Here is a 19383-nt window from a genome sequence, read left to right as displayed (position 1 = left end):
TGATGGGCCGGATGACGGTCGACGAGAAGTTCGGCCAGCTCCAGCAGTTGCCGTGGACCTGGGACACCGGCCCCGGTGGCGGCGAGACCAAGGCGGTCGAGGACGCCGCGCGCAAGGGCATGCTCGGCTCGGTCTTCTCGATCTTCGGAGCGAAGACCACCAACGCCCTGCAGAAGATCGCCGTCGAGGAGTCCCGGCTGGGCATCCCGCTGGTCTTCGGCCTGGACGTGATCCATGGCATGTGGACCAACTTCCCCATTCCGCTCGCCCAGGCGGCCAGCTTCGACCCGGAAGTCACCGCGGCGGACGCCGAGGTCTCCGCCAAGGAAGCCCGCTCGAACGGCGTGCACTGGACCTTCGCGCCCATGATGGACGTCACCCACGAGCCGCGTTGGGGCCGTATCGCGGAGGGCAATGGCGAGGACCCGTACCTCACCTCGGCGTTCGCCGCCGCCAAGGTACGCGGCTACCAGGGCGAGGACCCGAAGGACCTCAAGGCCAAGGACCGGATGGCGGCCTGCGCCAAGCACTTCGTCGCCTACGGCGGCGCGGAGGGCGGCCGCGACTACAACACGGTCGACGTCTCCGAATCCCGGCTGCGCAACCTCTACCTGCCGCCGTTCAAGGCCGCCCTGGACGCCGGCGTGGCGACCGTCATGGCGTCCTTCAACACCATCAGCGGCGTCCCCGCGCACGCCAACCCGCACACCCTCACCGACATCCTCAAGAAGGAGTGGGGCTTCGACGGGCTGGTGGTCAGCGACTTCACCGGTGTGAAGGAGCTGATCGCGCACGGCTTCGCGGAGGACGGCGCCGACGCGGCACGGCTGTCGCTGAACGCCGGCGTCGACATGGAGATGACCAGCACCCACTTCGTCGAGAACGGCAAGAAGCTGCTGCGCGCCGGGAAGATTGAACCGCAGCGGCTGGATGACGCCGTGTACCGGGTGCTGCAGCTGAAGTTCCAGCTCGGCCTCTTCGACCAGCCCTACGTCGAGGAGAAGGACGAGATCACGGAGCCCACGGCGGAGGCCCGCAAGGCGGCCCGCGCGGCAGCGGCCCGTTCCATGGTGCTGCTCAAGAACGAGAAGTCGGTACTGCCGCTCTCCGCCAAGGCTTCCTCGATCGCGGTCGTCGGCCCCTTCGCCGACTCCGCCGACCTCCTCGGCACCTGGGTCATCCCGGCCGCCGAGAAGAAGTTCCCGGCGGTGAAGGTGCTGGACGCGGTCAAGAAAGCCGCGCCGAAGGCGAAGGTCACGTACGCGAAGGGCGTGGACGCGGCGGGCAAGGACACCGGCGGCATCGGCGAGGCCGTCGCCGCCGCCAAGGCCGCCGATGTGACGGTGGTCGTGGTCGGCGAGCCCCCGGCGATCAGTGGCGAGGCCGCCGCGCGCAGCGACATCTCGCTGCCGGGCGCGCAGGAGAAGCTGATCGAGGCGGTCGCGGCCACCGGCAAGCCGTTCGTGGTGGTACTCGTGAACGGCAGACCGCTGACCGTGGGCGACTGGCTCGCGCAGGCGCCCGCCGTACTGGAAGCCTGGCACCCCGGCATCGAGGCCGGCCACGCCATCGCGGATGTCCTGTTCGGCACCGTGAACCCGGGCGGCAAGCTCCCGGCCTCCTTCCCCCGTACGGTCGGCCAGATCCCGATCCACTACAACCACGAGTCCACCGGGCGTCCTTACGATGCGGACAACAAGTACACCTCGAAGTACCTGGACTTGCCCGACGGCCCGCAGTTCCCGTTCGGCTTCGGGCTCAGCTACACCGACTTCACGCTCGGCGAGCCGCAGCTCAGCCGGTCGAGTGTCACCGCCGACGCGCTGCGCAAGGGCGACACCCTGGAGGTCTCCATCGAGGTGCGGAACACCGGTGAGCGGGCGGGCGACGAGGTCGTACAGCTCTACGTCCACGACCGCGCCGCTTCCCTCACCCAGCCGGTCCGCAGGCTCCGCGGCTTCCGCCGGGTGACGCTGGAGCCGGGGAAGCGCACCACGGTGCGCTTCCGTCTCGGCGCCGCGGACCTGGGCTTCTGGACGAACGACAGCCATGGCCACTTCACCGTGGAGGCGGGCGCGTTCGACCTCTACGTGGGCACCAGCTCGGCCGCCACCGCCAAGGTGGGCCTCACGGTGAGCTGACCGGCCGGCCCCGGGGTCAGTGGTCGTCCCAGTGGCCGTTGTGCTCGGCGTGGCGGTGGCCGTCGTGGACGTAGTCCATGTGGTCGCCGTGCGGGACCGCGACGTGGCCGCAGCCCTCCTGGTGCTGGTGGGGGTGGTTCTGGTGCTCGGTGTGCGCGGTGGGCTCGCACTCGTCGACGTGGTCCTCGTGGGCGCGGTGCAGGCAGCCGTCGTGCACATAGTCGACGTGGTCGCCGTGCGGCACCGCCACGTGACCGCAGCCGGCTCCGTGCTGATGGGTGTGGCCCTGGTGGGTGGTGTGCGTGGCCGTCGCCATGACTTCCTCCTGATCTGCCGTACTGTGGATGATCTTTGCGCGGTATTGGACAGAGTGCGCCAGTGTGTCCCGAATGCTAGATCAGTCACCGCATTTTATCGCCGATGTCTGGTTCGTCTCCGCGTGTGGCAGCAGGCCCAGCCGTGAATGCCCGGCGTGGGGGAGCGGGGCTCGGCGGGCGGCGGTACGTGCGGTACGCCGGGCGGACCCGCCGCGTCCACATGCGACATGAGATCGGGCGGCGAGGGGCGTAGCGCGACCGCAGCACGGGAAATGGATCCGTCGAACAACTGTCGCAGTTGCCGTCGGTGGCCGGATGCCGCCGAACGGAGCAGGCACGATGCGGTCCGCATCAGGACAGGAGGAGCCTCGGGATGGGCGTCCCCTTGTACCTGGAGCCCCGGCTGGCGCCCCGGCCGGCGTCGCTGCTGGCCGCCGGCCCGTTCCTGCACGCGCTCGCCGACGGGCTGGGATCGCCGCTCAACGTCCTGCTGCCCGACCAGCTCGCCGACAACCTCGCGCGCTTCCGCGCCGTCTACCGTACGCACCGGCTGACCGGCCGGATCTTCTTCGCGCACAAGGCGAACCGGTCCAGCGCCCTCGTGCGGCGGCTCGCGGCGACGGACGCGGGCATCGACGTCGCGTCGCTGGGCGAGCTGCGGCACGCGCTCGGTGCGGGCTTCACACCGGACCGGATCGTGGCGACCGGCCCGAAGACCCCGGAGTTCCTGTGGCTGGCGGCCCGCGCCGGCGTCGTCGTACACCTCGACGGGCGCGCCGAACTGGAGCAGCTCGCGGCCCTGGTGCGGCGCTACCAACTGCCGTGCACCGACGTGCTGTTGCGGCTCTCGGAGTTCGCCTCCGAAGGGACCCGGGTGCTGACCCGGCCCAGCCGGTTCGGGACACCGGTCGCGGAGCTCGACGCGCTGCTCACGGCCGCGGAACGGTGTGCGGACGCGGTACGCCTGGCCGGCGTCGGGTACCACCTCGACACCACCAGCCTCGCCGAGAAGGCCGTGGCCCTCGAAGGGTGCGTCCGCGCCATGGACGCGTGCCGCGCCCGGGGCCTCGATCCCCGCGCCGTGGACATCGGCGGCGGCTTCGGCGTCAGCTACCTCGCCGACGGCGCGCAGTGGGAGCGGTACACCACGGAGCTCACCCAGGCGGTGATGGGGCGGCGCCCCGCGCTGACCTGGCGCCGCCACGGCTACGGCCTCACGTGCGAGGCCGGGACGCTGCGCGGCACCCTCGCGCTGTACCCCGCGCACCGCCCCGTCGCCGCCGAGAAGTACCTCGACGCGCTGCTGTCCCAGCCAGCGCCGACCCTGGGCCGGGCGCTCGCGACGCTGCTCCTGGAGGGCCTGTACGAACTGCACATCGAGCCGGGGCGGGCGCTGGCCGACCAGTGCGGGATCACGCTGGCGCGCGTCGTGGAGGTGCGGGACACCGGGGCGGGGGAGCGGCTGGTGCGGCTGGCGGCGGGCGCCGACGACGTGGCACTGGAGGAGCACGGGGTCCTGATGGACCCGGTCCTCGTCCCGCGCGACGGGCAGCGGGCGCCGGACGCGGGCGGCCCGGTGGGCGTCCACCTCGCCGGCAATCTCTGCCTGGAGGCCGACATGATCACGCGGCGGACGGTGTTCCTGCCGTCTTCACCGCGCCCGGGCGACCTGCTCGCCTTCGCCAACACCGCGGGCTACTGCATGGACTTCCGGGCCGGCGAGGCCCAGCGGCAGCCCGTCGCCCGCAAGGTCGCCGTCTGGCGGGACGGCGACGGGGCGGACTGGCGCTGGTGCCTGGACGAGGAGTACTGGCCGGTCGTTCAGCAGCACGGCACGCGGCGGCACGGTGCCGGGGAGGACGCGGATGAGGCTTGACAGCATCACCGATGCCATCGGCGACACTCCGCTCGTCCGCGTCGATCCGGCCGTGCACGGCCTGCGCCACATCGACCTGTACGCCAAGCTGGAGATGCTGAACCCCTTCGGATCGGTCAAGGACCGGGCGGCCTGGAACATGGTCCGACCGGGCCTGAAGGTCGCCGCCGAGGACGGCCACACGGTCGTCGAGCTGTCCAGCGGGAACACCGCCAAGGCCCTCTCCCTGCTCGCCGGAATGCACGGTGTGCCGTTCAAGACCGTGACCAACCGCATCCGCATCCCGGAGATGCGGGACCTGCTGCTGTTGCTGGGCGCCGAGGTCGAGGAGCTGCCGGGGCAGACGGAGTGCCTGGACCCCAGCAGTACGGACGACCCGCTGACCCTCTTCCACCAGGAGCTCAGCGGGTCGGACAGCCCGTACGTGTACACCGATCAGTACTACAACGCGCGCAACACCGAGGCGCACATGGCGGGCACCGGGCCGGAGATCGTCGCCGACCTGGGCGGCCGGGCCCCCGATCACTTCGTCGCGTGCGTGGGGACCGCCGGCTCCTCCACCGGTGTCGCCCGGGTGCTGCGCGCCCACGACCCCGGCGTGCACGTCCTCGGGCTGGTGGCGCACAAGGCGGACTTCATCCCGGGCATCCGCACCATCGACGAGGTGCAGGGGGTCGGCCTGTTCGACCCGTCGACCTACGACACCCTCGCGACCGTGACCGCCGACGACGCCATCGAGGGCATGGTGACGCTGGCCCGGCGGTGCGGGATGCCGGCCGGGCCGACCGGCGGCGCCGCGTACTCCGGTGCGGTACGCCATCTGCGCGCGCTGGACGCGGAGTTGACGGAGCGTCGTACCGCGGTGTTCATCGTGTGCGACCGGATCGAGGGCTATCTGAGCTACGTACGCCGGCGGCGGCCCGACCTCCTGGGCCGGCCGGCGCACCGCAACTCCGTCGCCACCCTCACCGACGCGGAGGTGGCGGCCGCCACCGAGATCGACGCCACCGAAGCCGAGCAGTGGATCGACCGGGACCGCCCCCTCGTCGTCGACCTGCGGAGCCCCTTCTCCTACGCCGCGCTGCACATCGCCGACTCGGTGAACATCGTCGACGAGCTCTTCGCCGAACTCCTCCAGGGCGGCCTGCCGTTCAGCAAGAGCCGGCCCGTGCTGCTGGCCTGCCCGGTGGGGGAGCAGTCCGCCCGGTACGCCGCGCTGCTGACCCGCATGGGCCACCCCGACGTGCGCAGCCTCTCCGGCGGCATCATCGCCTGGCGGGACGCGGGCGCCCCGCTCGTACGGGAGTGAGACCGTGGCCGCTGCCCTTGAGGAGCTGCGCGACTGGCAGGCCGCCCTCCGGGCACAGTTCCCGATCATCACGGCCCACCCGGAGCTCGCGTACTTCGACAGCGCGGCGACCACGCAGAAACCGCAGGCTGTACTGGACGCCGTCCACACCTACCTGACCACCAGCAACGCCAACGCCGGCCGGGGGACCTACACCTGGGCCAACCGCACCACCGCGCTCATGAGCGGGACCCGTGAGCGGATCAAGGAGTTCCTCGCCGACCCGGACCCCGACCGCTCCGGGGTGCACCTGGTCAGCGGTACCACCGAAGGGCTGCGCAGCGTCGCCCGCGACTGGCTCACCGGCGTCCTCGCCGACCAGGACGAGATCGTCGTGCCGTTCGCCGACCACCGGGCCAACATCGCGCCGTGGGAGGAGGCCCGCGACCTGCTCGCCCGCCAGGGCATCCGCGTCCACCTCCGCCCGATGCCGTACCAACCGGGCTCCCGCGACTACGACCCGGCGGCCCTGGCCCGGCTCGTCACCCCGCGGACCCGCTTCGTGGCGGCCACGCACGTGCACCACGTCTACGGCGGCGACATGAACGTCCACCGCGTCCGCCGGGCCGTCGGCCCGGACGTGGCGATCTGCCTCGACGCCGCCCAGAGCGTCGGCCACCTCCCCGTCTCCCTCGCCGCACTCGACGTGGACTTCCTCGTCTTCTCCGGCCACAAGGCCCTGGCGCTGCCGGGTTCGGGCGCCGTCTGGTCCCGCAACGCGCGCGGCCCGCGGTTCGTGCCCGGCGGCTGGGACGGCAGCCCCGACACCACCGGCGCGGCGAGTCTGCGGGCCGCGCTGGACTGGCTGGACGCCGCGGGCACGGACCGGATCGACCGGTGGATCCGCGCGCTGTCCGCGCGCCTGACCGACGGGCTGCGCCGGCTGCCCGCGTACGACGTGCTCGGCTGCCGGCGCAGCCTGGCGGCGGACTCCGGCGTCCAGGGGCGCCAGGGCATCGTCACCTTCCGGCACCGCGCCATCGGCTCCGGCGACCTCGGCTTCATCCTCTTCAGCCACGGCTTCATGGTCCGCTCCGACGGCCTCTGCCAGGGCAGTGCCGGCGAGCGCGAGCACGCGGTGCGGGTGAGCCTGCACGTCTACAACACCCCGGAAGAGATCGACCGCTTGCTCGCCACGCTGACCGCACTCCAGTGAGTTGCGCGCACGGGAACCGTTTTCATCTGTATCTTCGGGCCGGTGGGACTGGAGACGGTGACGGCCGGGCGGTGGGTGGCGCGCTGGGAGCGCCAGCAACAGCGGTACGCGATCGACCGCGAGGAGCGGTTCACGGTGATCGCCGACGTGGTCGAGCACGTACTGGCGGAGCGCGTACGGGACGGGCGCGTACTGGGCGGGCGGGACCGGCCGCTCGTCGCCGATCTCGGCTGCGGGCCCGGATCGCTGGCCGCGCGGCTGGCCCGGCGACTGCCGTACGCCGCGATCGTGGCCGTGGACAGTGATCCGCTGCTGCTCGAACTGGGCCGGGCCCACCACGCGGACGCCGCCCGCTTCGTCCAGGCGACCCTCGGCGCGGACGGCTGGACCGCGGCGCTGGAACTGCCGGGCCCGCTGGACGCCGCCGTCTCCGCCACCGCGCTGCACTGCCTCACCGAGGACGCCCTGCGGCGCACGTACGAGGACCTCGCCGCGCTGTTGCGGCCCGGTGGCGTCCTCGTCAACAGCGACATGCTCCGCCCGGACGGCAGCCGTACGGCGCGGATCGCCCAGCACGTGGGGCGCCGCCGGGCCGAGCGGCAGGGCGCGCCGGACCGCGAGGACTGGAACTCCTGGTGGGCGGCGGCGGCCCGGGACCCCGAACTGGCCGGCCTGCTCGCACCCCGCCCCGTACCGCAGTCCGCCGCGGGCGGCCACAACGGCCTCTCCCTGCGCCGGCACCTCGCCCTGCTCCGCGCGGCGGGCTTCCACGACGTGGGCACCGTCTGGCAGTGCAGCACGGACTTCGTGCTCGTCGCGGTCCGCTGACGGCTGACCGCTGACGGAAGACCGTACGACTGTACGGATGTTATTGCGTCGTATCCGGGAATCGGACGGCGGCGGGCCGACGGCTGTCGGCGGCGCGGGCCGCGGAAGTGAGCGCTGGTCACGCCCTCTTGACGCGCAAAGTGGTTGCATTCCGGACTAATTGGCACAAGAACCGGTCCGATTGTTTCAGGACTATGAAACACAACGCCGTCTTGTGGTCGATAAGTGCCCGCCGTGACGATCACTCTCGTTCCCGGCGCCGCTTCACCGTGTCCGGGCCCGTCCGTACGGGGCAACCCCCCACCGACTTCCAGGAGTTCCCGTGAACGACCGTCTCACCCTCAGCCCGGATGCCGCCCGGCAACTCGCGACCACCACGAAGACCGCGCCCCAGATGCGCGGCATCACCCCGCGCTACCTGCTCCGCGCGCTGCCCTGGGTGGACGTCGACTCCGGCGTCTTCCGCGTCAACCGGCGCCGTACGTTCCTGCTCGGCGACGACCGGATCACCATCGACACCGACCACGAAGGCACCCGCCGCGTGGTCAGCGAAGACCTGCGGGAGATCCCGTACCTGCGCGAGGCGGACCCGGCGCTGCTCGGCGAACTGGCCCAGGCGTTCACCGAAGTCTCCTTCGACGCCGGTCAGTTACTGATCCAGGAGGGCGAGTCCACCGACCGGCTGTGGGTGCTGGCGCACGGCCGCGCGGAGAAGCGCGTGACCACCCGTTACGGCGAGGAGACCGTGCTCGAAGTGGTCGGCGACGGCCAGTTCTTCGACCTCGACTCCTGGACCCGCGGCGAGCGCACGCCGTACCAGGTCAAGGCGCTCACCCCCGGCGTCGCGCTGTGCGTCGAGCGCGCCGTCCTCGGCCGGCTCTCGGACCGCGACGAAGCGCTGTGCAACGCGATCACCGCGTACAGCGAGGGTGGCGCGCCCCTCGCCGGCAAGGAGGCCCCCATCCAGCTCGCCGGCGGCCACGTGGGCGAGCCCGAACTGCCCGGCACCTACGTCGAGTACGAGGACACGCCGCGCGAATACCACATGACCGTCGCCCAGACCGTGCTGCGCGTCCACACCCGCGTCTCCGACCTTTACAACGAACCCAACGACCAGGTGCGGGCCCAGGCCGACCTGACCATCCAGGCGCTGCGCGAGCGCCAGGAAGCCCTGATGCTGAACCACCCCGAATTCGGCCTGTTCCACAACGTCACCCCGGGCCAGCGGGTCCAGGCGCGCACCGGCGCACCCACCCCCGACGACCTCGACGAACTCCTCACCAAGGTCTGGAAGCAGCCCGGTTACTTCATCGCCCACCCGAAGGCCATCGCGGCGTTCGGCCGGGAATGTACCCGCCGGGGTGTGCCCCCGGTGATGGACACCCGCTTCGGCAGCCCGCTGCTGACCTGGCGCGGTGTGCCGCTGCTGCCGTCCGACAAGGTCGGGTTCAGCAACGGCTCCGGCGCGGCGGCCGGCACCACCGAGATCCTGCTCGTCAGGGCCGGCGAGGCCGAGCAGGGCGTGGTGGGCCTGCGCCCCTCCGAGGTGCCCGACGAGGTCGAACCCGGCCTGTCCATGCGGAACATGGGCACCGACAAGAAGGCGATCACCTCCTACCTGATGACCGCGTACTTCAACACCGCGGTCCTGGTCGAGGACGCCATCGCCGTGCTCCAGAACGTCGAGGTGTCCAAGTACTATGACTACTCCTGAGATGCTGACTCCTGAGCTGCTGGGTGCCCTCAAGGGCCCCGAGGCCCGGACCCTGGAGGCGGCGCCCAGGGAGGCGGTGAGCCCCGGCCGGGGCTTCGACCCCGAGACCGCGCGGCGCGACTTCCCGGTCCTGCACCGGACGGTCAACGGACACCCGCTGGTCTGGCTCGACAACGGCGCCACCACCCAGAAGCCACGCCAGGTCATCGAGGCGCTCGCCGCCTTCTACGGCTCCGCCAACTCCAACATTCACCGCGGCGCCCACACCATGGCCCGCGAGGCCACGGAGGCGTACGAGGCGAGCCGCGCGGCCGTCGCCTCGTTCCTCGGCGCCGCCTCCGCGGACAGCGTCGTCTTCGTCCGCGGCACCACCGAGGCGGTCAACCTCGTCGCCCAGACCTGGGGCCGCGCCAACCTCGGCGCCGGCGACGAGATCCTCGTCCCCGTCCTCGAACACCACTCCAACATCGTGCCGTGGCAGATGATCGCGAAGGAGCGGCATGCCCGGGTGGTGCCCGTACCGCTCGGCCCGGACGGGCAGATCGACCAGAACGCCTTCGCCGACCTGCTCTCCTACCGCACCCAGCTGGTGGCGCTCAGCCACGCCTCCAACGTGCTCGGCACCGTCCCGCCCGTCCGGGAGATGACCGCACTGGCACACCGGTACGGCGCGAAGGTGCTGGTGGACGGCGCCCAGGCGGTCGCGCACTTCCCGGTGGACGTCCAGGCCCTGGACGCCGACTTCTACGTCTTCTCTGGGCACAAGCTCTTCGGCCCCACGGGGATCGGCGCGCTGTACGGGAAGCCGGAGGTGCTCGCGGGCATGCGGCCGTGGCAGGGCGGCGGCAACATGATCGACTCGGTCGACTTCGGCCGGACCACCTTCGCGCCCGTACCGCATCTGCTGGAGGCGGGCACCGGCAACATCGCCGGCGCCGTCGGCCTGCGCGCCGCGATCGACTGGCTGACGTCCCAGGACCGCACCGCCGTCACCGCCTACGAGAAGGCCCTGACGGAGTACGCCGTACAGGCCCTGGCCGGCGTCCCCGGACTGGACGTCATCGGCGCGGCCCCCGAGCGCATCTCCGTCCTCACCTTCACGCTCGCGGGGTACGACCCGGCAACGGTCGCCGAGTGTCTGGACCGCGACGGCATCGCCGTCCGGGCCGGCCACCACTGCGCCCAGCCCGCGCTGCGCCACTACGGCCTGGAGAGCGCGGTCCGGGCCTCCTTCGCCCTCTACAACACACCGCGGGAGGTGGACACCCTGGTCGCTTCGCTGCAGAACATGCGCCAACCGTGACCGACGCGCCGTGACCGGAAGGGCCGGCCGCAGGCACCTCGGAGCCGTTCGCGCCACTCCGTCCCTTCCATTCAGGTGACGCGGTGTGTGACAGCTGTGACGTGTGGTTACTCATCGACTGCCGGGCGGCGGAGGAAGCCGCCTCGCCCCTGTGCAACCAATGGAGGAACCGAAGATGAACCGCACTGCGAAGCGCCTGACCGCCGTCGTCGTTCCCGTGGCAGCCCTCGTTCTGGCGGCCGGCGGCACAGCCGTGGCCGACGACCCCGAGTTCCTGAACACCAAGATTGCGTCCACCGACTCCGGTTACCAGAGCGGCTCCGCCAGCCACCACCACGGCGGGTCGGCCGCGGGCGCGGAGACCCACACCATGCTCGTGGAGACCGGTGCCGACAACAGCTCCGACGACGAGGACAGCGACGACTGATTTGGCGCTTCCAGCCGGCCCGGCCTCGTCCACCGAGACCTGCCGAGCACCAGCCCCGCTCTCCTCCGGGAGAGCGGGGTCCGCCATGTACAAGGTGGGGAGCGAAACATGGAACTACGTGACCTGGAGTACTTCGCCCTGGTGGCCGAGGAGTTGCACTACGGCCGCGCCGCGGCCCGGCTGCACGTCGCGCCCGCCGCCGTCCGCCGGCGCATCAGCGACCTGGAACGGGAACTGGGCCTGGTCCTGTTCGACCGGACGAGCAGCCATGTGGAGCTCGCCCCCGCGGGCGGCGAACTGCTGCCCGCCGCGCGCCGCACCCTCGCCTCCGCCGCCGAGATCGAGGACACCGCGCACACCCTGCGCGCCGCCCGGCTGGGGGAGCTGCGCATCGGCTGCGCCCCGGGCGCGGCCCGCCTCGTCGACGTACTGATCGGCAAGGTGGCGCGGGCCCACGCCGACGTGGCCGTGGTGTCCGTCCCCATGTTCAGCCTGCAGGCCCTGGACGCCCTCGTACAGGGCGAGCTCGGCCTGGCGCTGGTCCGCGACCCGCTGCCGCCGCACGGCACCTCGTCCCTGATCGTCGGGAGGTACCGCGACGACCATGTGGCGGTGCCCGCGCCCGGGCCGCTCACCAAGCAGGTCCCGGTGCCGCTCGGCGCGTTCGAGGGCATGCCGTTCCTGATCAACGAGCGGGACACCGCGCCCGGCGTGCACGACGCGACCGTACGGTTCTTCGCCGACCACGGCGTGGCCCCGCTCTGGCAGCACCACCGGCTGCGCGAACAGGAGCAGCTGCTCGCGCTGGTGGCAGCAGGCACGGCGTCCGGACTGGTGCACGCCCACCCCTCCGATGTCTCCGACCCCGCCAACATCACCTGCCCGGGCGTCGCCGTCCTGCCGCTCAGCGAGCCGGGCCCCGAACACCGCTTCCACCTGGTCTGGCGCGCGGACGACGACTCCGAACTGCTGCGCACGATCGTCGACCTGATCTGCGATCACGGCTGCGACCTGGACGAGCCGGAGAACGGGGAAGCGGCCGTCACCACGTAGGGCGGGCGCTGACACCGCCGTCCACGACCAGGTCGGTACCGGTGATCCAGGAGGCCGCGTCCGAGGCGAGGAAGACGCAGGCGTCGCCGATGTCTTGGGGGCGGCCGAGCCGGGTGAGCGGCGCGGCGCGGGTCCACCGCTCGACGCCCTCCGGCCAGTCCGCATCCAGGCCCGGCCGGTCGATCAGGCCGGGGGAGACGGTGTTGACGCGGATGCCGAGGGGACCGTACTCCAGGGCCGCCGAGCGGGCGAACATGATCAGCGCGGCCTTGGCGGCGCTGTAGTGCGCGTGCCCCGGCGCGGGCTGCGAACCCTCGATCGACGCGATGTGCACGACCGAGCCACGGCCCCGGCCGTCCCCGGCCCCCTCACCGCTCCCGCGCGTCATCGCCCCGACCGCCGCCTGGGTGCAGCAGAACGCGCTGGTCACATTGGCTTCGGAGAGCCGCCGCCAGTCGGCCGCCGTCATCTCGGCGAGCGGCTGGACCGGCTGGATCCCCGCGTTGTTGACCAGGATGTCCAGCCGGCCGCGCCAGTCGGCCGCCGCGTCGACCAGCCGCCGGCACTCCTCCTCCCGCGTCACGTCGGCCCGTACGGCCAGCGCGCTGCCGCCCGTCCCAGTGATCTCCTTGACGAGGGCCGCGGCCTGCTCCTCGCCCCGGTACCAGTGGGCCACCACGGCAGCCCCGGCCCGCGCGAGCCGCCGGGCGATCCCGCCGCCGATGAGCCCGCTGGCGCCGGTGACCAGCGCCACCCGCCCGGCCAGGCTGCCGCCCGCCGCTCCCGCGTCACTCATCGCCGGCACCGTCCGGCATCCGCAGCGGCGCTCCGGGCCGGCACAACTCCCGGATCCGCTCCGCGTACCGGGGATACTGCCTGGTGAGCACGTCCACGTCGCCGCCTTCGTAGTCGGAGGGCAGAAAGCCGGGCGCCATCGTCGTGCCGCACAGCGACCAGCTGCCGCCCGGGATCACCCGGGCGCCCATCCACGTACCCGCCGGCACCACGGTCTGCACCTCGCCGCGGCTGCCGCCGAGGAGTACGGTCCGTCCGGCGCCGCCCGGCCCGAGGAGCAGCAGCTCGACGGGATCGCCCCGGTAGAAGTGCCAGATCTCGTCCAAGGGCAGCCGGTGCAGGGCGGAGAAACCGTCGGCGTCCGTGGTGAGCAGCACCAGGATCGCCGAACCGGCCGGGCGACCCGTGGCGTCCGGCGGCCCCGCCCAAGTCCGGCGGAACAGCCCGCCCTCGGTGGCCAGCGGCCGCAACCCGTACCGCTCGGCCACCTCGGCCGGCGTCATGCGGTGTGGACCGTCCGTACCCGGCACGGCTCGCCCCCTCTCGTCGCCGTGATGCGTACCCGTATCCGACGGGCCGTCACGCAGCCGTACGCGGCCTCTTGTGCCGCGGTTCGACGTGACCGTATGTTCACGCCGCCGGGTCAATACATCCGATGTATCTATCCGACGACGGACCACAACGCACTCCAGGAGGAGCGGGCATGGACGACATGAACGGTCTCAAGGCTCTGGTCACCGGCGGCGCCTCGGGCATTGGCCTGGCCACCGCCCGGCTGCTCGCCGCGCGGGGTGCCCGGGTGGCCGTACTGGACCTCGTACCCGACAAGCTCGACACCGACGAGGAGGCGCTGAGCGGCTACCGGGCCGACGTGAGCGACGACGACTCCGTACGCGAAGCCGTCGCGGCCGCGGCCCGTGACCTGGGCGGTCTCGACATCCTGGTCAACAACGCCGGCATCGGCGCGGCCGGCACGGTCGAGGACAACACCGACGCCGAGTGGCACCGCGTCCTGGACGTCAACGTCCTCGGGATCGTCCGCACCAGCCGCGCGGCGCTCCCGTACCTCCGGGAGTCCGCGCACGCCGCGATCGTCAACACCTGCTCCATCGCCGCCACCGCCGGACTCCCGCAGCGCGCGCTGTACTCGGCCTCCAAGGGTGCCGTGCTCTCGCTCACCCTCGCCATGGCCGCCGACCACGTCCGCGAGGGCGTCCGCGTCAACTGCGTCAACCCCGGCACCGCCGACACTCCATGGGTCGGGCGGCTGCTGGACGCGGCCGACGACCCCGAGGCCGAGCGCGCCGCGCTCAACGCCCGGCAGCCGATGGGCCGCCTGGTCACTGCCGACGAAGTCGCCGCGGCCATCGCGTACTTGGCCTCGCCCGCCGCCGCCTCGGTCACCGGCACCTCGCTCGCCGTCGACGGCGGCATGGCGGGCCTGCGGCTGCGCCCGGAGGGCCGGCAGTGACAGCCGCCCCGGCGGTCAGGCCGCGGCCGCCGGTGTCTTCGTGGTCTCGAAGGAGTCGAGGGTGCGGGCGAAGTCCCGGGTGGAGAGGAGCAGCTTGTAGACGATGGCGAGTTCGAAGAGGAGCAGGAGAACGGCCGAAACGACGGTGACCGGGATGACCGCGTCGAAGAGCGGCCCGACGATGAAGACGCCCATCTGGAACTCGATGCCGCTGATGAGGTGGGTACGGACGCGGTGCCGCAGCAGGTAGGAACGGGCCCGCAGATAGCCGGGGAAGCGGCTGCGGAATTCCCGCTGCAGGTCGATGACGTCGGCCTTCTTCTTCCGCCGCTTCGACGCGGGTACGGTCACCAGCACCGGCGCGCTCTCCGTGGCCTCCGCGACTGCCACGACCTCCATGGCCTCCACCCGGTCCTGCTGGAGGTTCTGCTGGACGTCCTGCTGAATGTCCTGCTCGATGTCCGCCTCGGGGTTGTCGCGCAGCAGGTCCTCCATGAACGCGACCTCCGCCGTGTCCTCGGCCCGCCGCGCCGCCCGGATGCGCGCCTTGATCTGCTTGCGCATCGTGTGCCGGGTCTTGAAGATCTCCAGCGAGTTGATGTACCGCAGGCCGTCCAGCGCGACCACGCCCGCCGCGAGCCAGATGTAGAAGGTGTCGCCGGTGCGGTGGTACTGACCGCCCATCAGGGCGACGGCGCAGGCCATCACGCGGATGCGGTCGAAGATGTAGTCCAGCCAGGCACCGAAGACGGAGCCCTGCCCGGTGAGCCGGGCGACCTTGCCGTCCATGCAGTCCAGGATGAAGCTCAGGTGGTACACCACGGCACCGGCGACGAGCCAGCGCCAGTCGCCCTGCGTGAAACAGGCCGCGGAGACCAGGCCGAGGAGGAGCGCGCCCCAGGTGATCTGGTTCGGGGTGATCCGCGTGCGCATCGCGGTCTGCCGCACCAGAGGAGTGGCGACCGGGTCGACCAGCAGCACGGTCCACCATGCGTCCCGCTTCTTCTGGGTAAGGCGACGCACCTCGGCGAGGGGCGGTATGTCTCTGCGCATGTTCGACTTCCTGGTGTTTATACGGGCTTCACCTGAAGTTAAGGAAGTGCTGGATGAATACACAAGGGTCGCCCGGGGCAACCTTTTGCCGGGGATAAGGGTCGTACTGGATCAGTGAGTCGATGCCTTTGGTGTACCCGCCGTCGCGGACGGGCCCGCTCGGCGCGCCTCGACCGCCGTCAGCGCCACCGCCAACGGCCCCGGCAGCAGGAAGAGCAGGGGCGGCACGGTCCCTGCGCAGACCGCGGCCGTGGCCAGGGCCAGCAGGACCAGGAGGCTGCCGGGGAGGTCCCGCACGGTGCGGGCCGCGCCCGTCCGCACCGCGGCCCGCCAGCCGCCCGCCGTGCCGTCCGGCGCACCGCCGGGCCGGCCCTCCGCCATGTCGTACGACGCACACGCCCGCAGCCCCGTCACCGCCAGCACCGCGCCCACCGCCGCCAGGAACAGCGCGAACGGCACCGCTCCCGGCAGCCCCGCCGCTGCCAGCGCCGCGTCCGCCGCGACCAGCGCGCCGAGCCCCAGCAGCACTCCGCCGGCGGCCAGATCGGCGCGCCACCGCCGGGCGCGCAGCGCGGCGAAGTACCGCCCGGCCGTGCACGGCTCGTCGTACCACTGCCGCCTGCGCAGCAGCGTGCACGCCGTGGCCAGCGCGGCCGGTGCCGTCACCAGCGGCAGAGCGGCCACCGTCGTGGCGAGCCCGATGGCGAGCACATCGGCGAAGAACGCGAAGCGCGGCCCGAACAGCTCGCCCGGCTCCCGGCGGCCGGAAGCCGTGTCCGTCGGGGCGCTCATCCCTTGACCCCCGAGTTCGCCATGCCCTCCACCAGGAAGCGCTGGAAGGCGAGGAAGAAGAGCACGATCGGGAGCAGCGCGAGCACCGACATGGCGAACATCGGGCCGTAGGCGGACTGGCTGGAGGTGTCCACGAAGGTGCGCAGGGCGAGGGTGAGCGTGTACTTGTCCGGCTCGAAGAGGTAGATCAGCTGGGTGAAGAAGTCGTTCCAGGTCCAGATGAAGGTGAAGATCGCGGTGGTGATCAGCGCGGGCCGGGTGAGCGGCAGCACGACCCGCGCGAACGTACGGAACGGCCCGCAGCCGTCGATCTTCGCCGCCTCCTCCAGCTCGCGCGGCAGCCCGCGCATGAACTGCACGATGAGGAAGACGAAGAACGCGTCGGTCGCCAGGAACTTCGGCAGCACCATCGGCCAGAAGGTGTTCACCATGCCGAGCTGGTTGAAGACGATGTACTGCGGGATGAGCACCGCGTGGTGCGGCAGCATGATCGTGGCGATCATGAAGGCGAACAGCGGCCCGCGCAGCCGGAACCGCAGCCGCGCGAAGGCGTACGCGGCCAGCGAGCAGCTCAGTACATTGCCGAGCACGGCACCGATCGAGATGGTCAGCGAGTTGCCGAACAGCTTCAGCAGGCTCACGCCCTCGATGCCGGCCGCGGCCGTCGTGTAGTTCTCCGTGGCGAGCCGGGACGGCAGCAGCGCGAGGCTGGCGAGCACCTCGTCGGCCGGCTTGAAGGACGTCGCGACCAGCCAGCCCAGCGGGTACAGCATGACGAGCAGGACGAGGAGACAGGCGATGTGCAGAGCGATGCGAGACCGGTTGGCGGTCATCGGCTTTACGGCCATCGGCTGTGCGGTCATCAGCGGCCCTCCTCGTTCGCGTAGAAGACCCAGGAGCGGGAGGTGCGGAAGAGCACCGCGGTGACGATGCCGATGGCGATCAGCAGCACCCACGCCATCGCGGAGGCATAGCCCATGTGCGAGGCGGTGAAGCCGCGGTCGTAGAGGTAGAGCGTGTAGAAGAGGGTGGAGTCCGCCGGGCCGCCCCGGCCGCCGCTCACCGCGAACGCCGGGGTGAAGACCTGGAACGCCTGGATGGTCTGCAGGACGAGGTTGAAGAAGAGCACCGGGGACAGCATCGGCAGGGTGATCGAGACGAACTGCCGCCACCGCCCGGCGCCGTCCACCGACGCCGCCTCGTACAGCTCCTTCGGTATCTGCTGCAGTCCCGCCAGGAAGATCACCATCGGCGCGCCGAACTGCCACACCGTCAGCAGTGCCACGGACAGCAGCGCCCAGCCGGGCCGGTTGACCCAGCCGCCGGTGTGCAGGCCCAGGGAGCCCAGTACGTTGTCGACGGTGCCGCCGTCGTTGAACAGCGCCCGCCACACGAGCGCGATGCTCATCGAGGCGCCGAGCAGCGACGGGGCGTAGAACGCCGACCGGTAGAAGCCCTTGCCGCGCTTCATCGACTTCAGGGCCACCGCCACCGCCAGCGCCAGGACGAGCTGGAGGGGCACGGCCACCAGGACGTACAGCAGGGTGTTCCCCACCGAGCGGAGCAGCCGCGGGTCCTCGGTGAACATCTGCGTGTAATTGCGCAGGCCCACCCAGGACGGCGGGTCGAAGAGGTTGTAGTCGGTGAAGGAGAGGTAGAGGGAGATCGCCATGGGGAGGAGGGTGAGGATCGTGGCGCCCAGCACCCAGGGGGAGAGGAACACCCAGGCGGCGCCCTCCCGTTCCCGCTTCGGCCGCCGTTTCCGCGCCTGCCCCGCGGAGGCCGGGCGCTGCCGGGGCAGCGTGGCCGTCGTCGGCTCCATCGCTCGCGTGCTCACGGCCTCAGCTCCGTCCGTGCCTCGGTGCGGAAGTCCTCGGCGACCTCGCGCGGGGACGCCTGCTCGAAGGCCACCTGGTCGTAGTCGCGCTGGAAGGTCGACTGCAGGCCGTTGTCACCGCGCGGCGGCGCGGCCGGCGGGTCCTTGAGCTTGCCCGCCAGGGACTCCTGGAGGCCGGCGACCTGCTGCTGGAAGCCGGTCACCTTCGGCAGGACCCGGTCCCGCTGCCGGCTGTTGACCGGGGTGCCGCGGTCCACGCCGAGGATGTCGGCGGCCGCGTCGGAGTTGAGCAGGAAGTCGAGGAAGCGGGCCGCCTCGCGCGGGTGCGCGCTGCCGGCCGCGATCCCGAGGAGCATCGACGGCTTGTAGTACTGACCGGGGGTGCCGTCCGGGCCCGCCGGCATCGGCGCGAGCGCCAGCCGGTCCCCGTACACGGCCTCGTAACCGGCCGATGGCGCATCCCAGTTGAACTCCGCGACCGCCCGCTTGCGGCCCATCGGCGAGTCCTCCACCGAGCCCGCCATCTGCGTGGTGTCCTCGGCCCGGCTCACCAGCCCCTCCTTGCGCAGCTTCGAGGTGAAGGTCCAGAAGCGGGCCAGGTCCGCCGCGCTGAAGGCGGCCTGCCCGTCAGCGCCGTACAGCCGCTTGCCCTGTCCGCGCAGCCAGACCTCGAACCAGTCCTCCATCGAGCCCGGGTCGGTCATCGGCCGCTCGAACCCGGCGGCCTTCAGCTTCCGCAGCGCGTCCGCCCAGTCCTCCCAGGTCCAGCCCGCCTTAGGGGCGCGCAGCCCGGCCTTCCGCCACGCCTCCTTGTCGTACGCGAGGGCCTGCGTGCCGACGCCCATCGGCAGCGCGTACTGCACGCCGTCCACCTGGCCGGTCTTCAGCAGCCCGGAGTCCATGTCCTCGGTGGGCAGTACCTTGCGCTGCTTGCCGAGGTCGAGCAGTATCTCCGAGCCCGCGTACTGGCTGATCTGCCGGTAGTCCAGCTGGATCAGGTCGGGGACATCTCCTCCCGCCGCCTGGGTGGCGAGCTTCTGCTTGTACGACTCGTACGTGGAGTAGGAGGTCTGGATGTCGATGCCGGGATTCGCCCGCTCGAAGGCGGCGACGGCCTTCTCGGTGCGGGCGGCCCGGTCCGCGTTGCCCCACCAGGTGAAGCGGAGCGTGACCTTGCCGCCGGCGGCGGTGGAGGCGCCACCGCCGCCGCAGCCCGCGAGGGTCAGACAGAGGGCGAGCGCAACGGCCGCGAGGGTTCTGGGACGTCGCACG

The 19383-nt window shown here is 71.7% G+C and carries 18 protein-coding genes; 10 read left to right on the top strand and 8 right to left on the bottom strand.

Annotated features, from left to right (window positions below; all coding sequences use genetic code 11):
- The first annotated feature begins 2 nt into the window (after positions 1-2).
- On the top strand, positions 3-2141 hold the full coding sequence (locus AB0I82_RS11650; protein ID WP_363257019.1) for a glycoside hydrolase family 3 N-terminal domain-containing protein: 2139 nt from the start codon (positions 3-5) through the stop codon (positions 2139-2141).
- A gap of 16 nt (positions 2142-2157) precedes the next feature.
- Here AB0I82_RS11650 and AB0I82_RS11645 read toward each other — a convergent pair whose 3' ends face one another.
- Positions 2158-2457, bottom strand: a complete 300-nt coding sequence (locus tag AB0I82_RS11645; protein ID WP_363257018.1) for a hypothetical protein — start codon at positions 2455-2457, stop codon at positions 2158-2160.
- A gap of 374 nt (positions 2458-2831) precedes the next feature.
- Here AB0I82_RS11645 and AB0I82_RS11640 point away from each other — a divergent pair, with 374 nt between their 5' ends.
- From AB0I82_RS11640 to AB0I82_RS11605, 8 genes are all read left to right on the top strand, one after another.
- Positions 2832-4334: a Y4yA family PLP-dependent enzyme gene (locus AB0I82_RS11640; protein WP_363257017.1), complete on the top strand. Its 1503-nt coding sequence runs from the start codon at positions 2832-2834 to the stop codon at positions 4332-4334.
- Entirely contained in the window at positions 4324-5643 is a 1320-nt protein-coding gene (locus AB0I82_RS11635; RefSeq protein ID WP_363257016.1) for a pyridoxal-phosphate dependent enzyme, read from the top strand. Before AB0I82_RS11640 ends, AB0I82_RS11635 begins: the two co-directional genes overlap by 11 nt.
- Positions 5644-5647: 4 nt before the next feature.
- Positions 5648-6838 carry an aminotransferase class V-fold PLP-dependent enzyme gene (locus AB0I82_RS11630; RefSeq protein WP_363257015.1) on the top strand — a complete coding sequence of 397 codons (1191 nt, stop codon included), beginning with the start codon at positions 5648-5650 and terminating at the stop codon, positions 6836-6838.
- Between the two features lie 42 nt (positions 6839-6880).
- Positions 6881-7666, top strand: a complete 786-nt coding sequence (locus tag AB0I82_RS11625; protein ID WP_363257014.1) for a class I SAM-dependent methyltransferase — start codon at positions 6881-6883, stop codon at positions 7664-7666.
- Positions 7667-7988: 322 nt separating this feature from the next.
- The gene (locus AB0I82_RS11620; RefSeq protein WP_363257013.1) at positions 7989-9380 is read left to right on the top strand and encodes a family 2B encapsulin nanocompartment shell protein; all 1392 of its coding nucleotides are present in this window, start codon (positions 7989-7991) and stop codon (positions 9378-9380) included.
- On the top strand, positions 9367-10683 hold the full coding sequence (locus tag AB0I82_RS11615) for a cysteine desulfurase (RefSeq protein ID WP_363257012.1): 1317 nt from the start codon (positions 9367-9369) through the stop codon (positions 10681-10683). Before AB0I82_RS11620 ends, AB0I82_RS11615 begins: the two co-directional genes overlap by 14 nt.
- A 175-nt stretch (positions 10684-10858) precedes the next feature.
- The gene (locus AB0I82_RS11610) at positions 10859-11110 is read left to right on the top strand and encodes a hypothetical protein (protein WP_363257011.1); all 252 of its coding nucleotides are present in this window, start codon (positions 10859-10861) and stop codon (positions 11108-11110) included.
- A 108-nt stretch (positions 11111-11218) separates the two neighbouring features.
- The gene (locus AB0I82_RS11605) at positions 11219-12163 is read left to right on the top strand and encodes a LysR family transcriptional regulator (protein WP_363257010.1); all 945 of its coding nucleotides are present in this window, start codon (positions 11219-11221) and stop codon (positions 12161-12163) included.
- Here the strand turns inward: AB0I82_RS11605 and AB0I82_RS11600 are convergent.
- Positions 12153-12959 carry an SDR family NAD(P)-dependent oxidoreductase gene (locus AB0I82_RS11600; RefSeq protein WP_363257009.1) on the bottom strand — a complete coding sequence of 269 codons (807 nt, stop codon included), beginning with the start codon at positions 12957-12959 and terminating at the stop codon, positions 12153-12155. The genes AB0I82_RS11605 and AB0I82_RS11600 overlap by 11 nt on opposite strands.
- On the bottom strand, positions 12952-13461 hold the full coding sequence (locus AB0I82_RS11595) for a cupin domain-containing protein (RefSeq protein WP_363257008.1): 510 nt from the start codon (positions 13459-13461) through the stop codon (positions 12952-12954). Before AB0I82_RS11595 ends, AB0I82_RS11600 begins: the two co-directional genes overlap by 8 nt.
- Before the next feature lie 200 nt (positions 13462-13661).
- Here AB0I82_RS11595 and AB0I82_RS11590 point away from each other — a divergent pair, with 200 nt between their 5' ends.
- The gene (locus tag AB0I82_RS11590) at positions 13662-14429 is read left to right on the top strand and encodes an SDR family oxidoreductase (protein ID WP_363257007.1); all 768 of its coding nucleotides are present in this window, start codon (positions 13662-13664) and stop codon (positions 14427-14429) included.
- Positions 14430-14444: 15 nt separating this feature from the next.
- On the opposite strand, the gene AB0I82_RS11585 is transcribed toward AB0I82_RS11590, so the two are convergent.
- The 5 genes from AB0I82_RS11585 to AB0I82_RS11565 all read right to left on the bottom strand — a co-directional run bounded on the left by AB0I82_RS11585 (position 14445) and on the right by AB0I82_RS11565 (position 19382).
- Positions 14445-15482, bottom strand: a complete 1038-nt coding sequence (locus AB0I82_RS11585; RefSeq protein WP_363257006.1) for a CDP-alcohol phosphatidyltransferase family protein — start codon at positions 15480-15482, stop codon at positions 14445-14447.
- Between the two features lie 111 nt (positions 15483-15593).
- Entirely contained in the window at positions 15594-16274 is a 681-nt protein-coding gene (locus tag AB0I82_RS11580) for a hypothetical protein (protein ID WP_363257005.1), read from the bottom strand.
- Positions 16271-17137 carry a carbohydrate ABC transporter permease gene (locus tag AB0I82_RS11575; RefSeq protein WP_363257004.1) on the bottom strand — a complete coding sequence of 289 codons (867 nt, stop codon included), beginning with the start codon at positions 17135-17137 and terminating at the stop codon, positions 16271-16273. The genes AB0I82_RS11580 and AB0I82_RS11575 overlap by 4 nt, the downstream gene beginning before the upstream one ends.
- Complete coding sequence (locus AB0I82_RS11570; RefSeq protein ID WP_363257713.1) at positions 17137-18096, bottom strand: sugar ABC transporter permease; 960 nt, start codon at positions 18094-18096, stop codon at positions 17137-17139. The genes AB0I82_RS11575 and AB0I82_RS11570 overlap by 1 nt, the downstream gene beginning before the upstream one ends.
- A gap of 11 nt (positions 18097-18107) precedes the next feature.
- A complete protein-coding gene (locus tag AB0I82_RS11565; protein WP_363257003.1) occupies positions 18108-19382 on the bottom strand; it encodes an extracellular solute-binding protein in 1275 nt (424 codons plus the stop codon).
- Between the last annotated feature and the right edge of the window lies 1 nt (position 19383).

It is taken from the genome of Streptomyces sp. NPDC050315 (assembly GCF_040655775.1).
Lineage (GTDB): Bacteria > Actinomycetota > Actinomycetes > Streptomycetales > Streptomycetaceae > Streptomyces.
This window is presented reverse-complemented; position numbering and strand designations above follow the sequence as displayed.

Excerpts from the sequence above, each read along its gene's own strand:
- AB0I82_RS11585 (WP_363257006.1), bottom strand. The coding sequence starts at position 15,482 with ATGCGCAGAGACATACCGCCCCTCGCCGAGGTGCGTCGCCTTACCCAG.
- AB0I82_RS11590 (WP_363257007.1), top strand. The coding sequence starts at position 13,662 with ATGGACGACATGAACGGTCTCAAGGCTCTGGTCACCGGCGGCGCCTCG.
- AB0I82_RS11640 (WP_363257017.1), top strand. The coding sequence starts at position 2,832 with ATGGGCGTCCCCTTGTACCTGGAGCCCCGGCTGGCGCCCCGGCCGGCG.
- AB0I82_RS11595 (WP_363257008.1), bottom strand. The coding sequence starts at position 13,461 with ATGACGCCGGCCGAGGTGGCCGAGCGGTACGGGTTGCGGCCGCTGGCC.
- AB0I82_RS11580 (WP_363257005.1), bottom strand. The coding sequence starts at position 16,274 with ATGAGCGCCCCGACGGACACGGCTTCCGGCCGCCGGGAGCCGGGCGAG.
- AB0I82_RS11605 (WP_363257010.1), top strand. The coding sequence starts at position 11,219 with ATGGAACTACGTGACCTGGAGTACTTCGCCCTGGTGGCCGAGGAGTTG.
- AB0I82_RS11575 (WP_363257004.1), bottom strand. The coding sequence starts at position 17,137 with ATGACCGCACAGCCGATGGCCGTAAAGCCGATGACCGCCAACCGGTCT.
- AB0I82_RS11600 (WP_363257009.1), bottom strand. The coding sequence starts at position 12,959 with ATGAGTGACGCGGGAGCGGCGGGCGGCAGCCTGGCCGGGCGGGTGGCG.
- AB0I82_RS11635 (WP_363257016.1), top strand. The coding sequence starts at position 4,324 with ATGAGGCTTGACAGCATCACCGATGCCATCGGCGACACTCCGCTCGTC.
- AB0I82_RS11615 (WP_363257012.1), top strand. The coding sequence starts at position 9,367 with ATGACTACTCCTGAGATGCTGACTCCTGAGCTGCTGGGTGCCCTCAAG.
- AB0I82_RS11650 (WP_363257019.1), top strand. The coding sequence starts at position 3 with ATGGGCCGGATGACGGTCGACGAGAAGTTCGGCCAGCTCCAGCAGTTG.
- AB0I82_RS11570 (WP_363257713.1), bottom strand. The coding sequence starts at position 18,096 with ATGGAGCCGACGACGGCCACGCTGCCCCGGCAGCGCCCGGCCTCCGCG.
- AB0I82_RS11610 (WP_363257011.1), top strand. The coding sequence starts at position 10,859 with ATGAACCGCACTGCGAAGCGCCTGACCGCCGTCGTCGTTCCCGTGGCA.
- AB0I82_RS11645 (WP_363257018.1), bottom strand. The coding sequence starts at position 2,457 with ATGGCGACGGCCACGCACACCACCCACCAGGGCCACACCCATCAGCAC.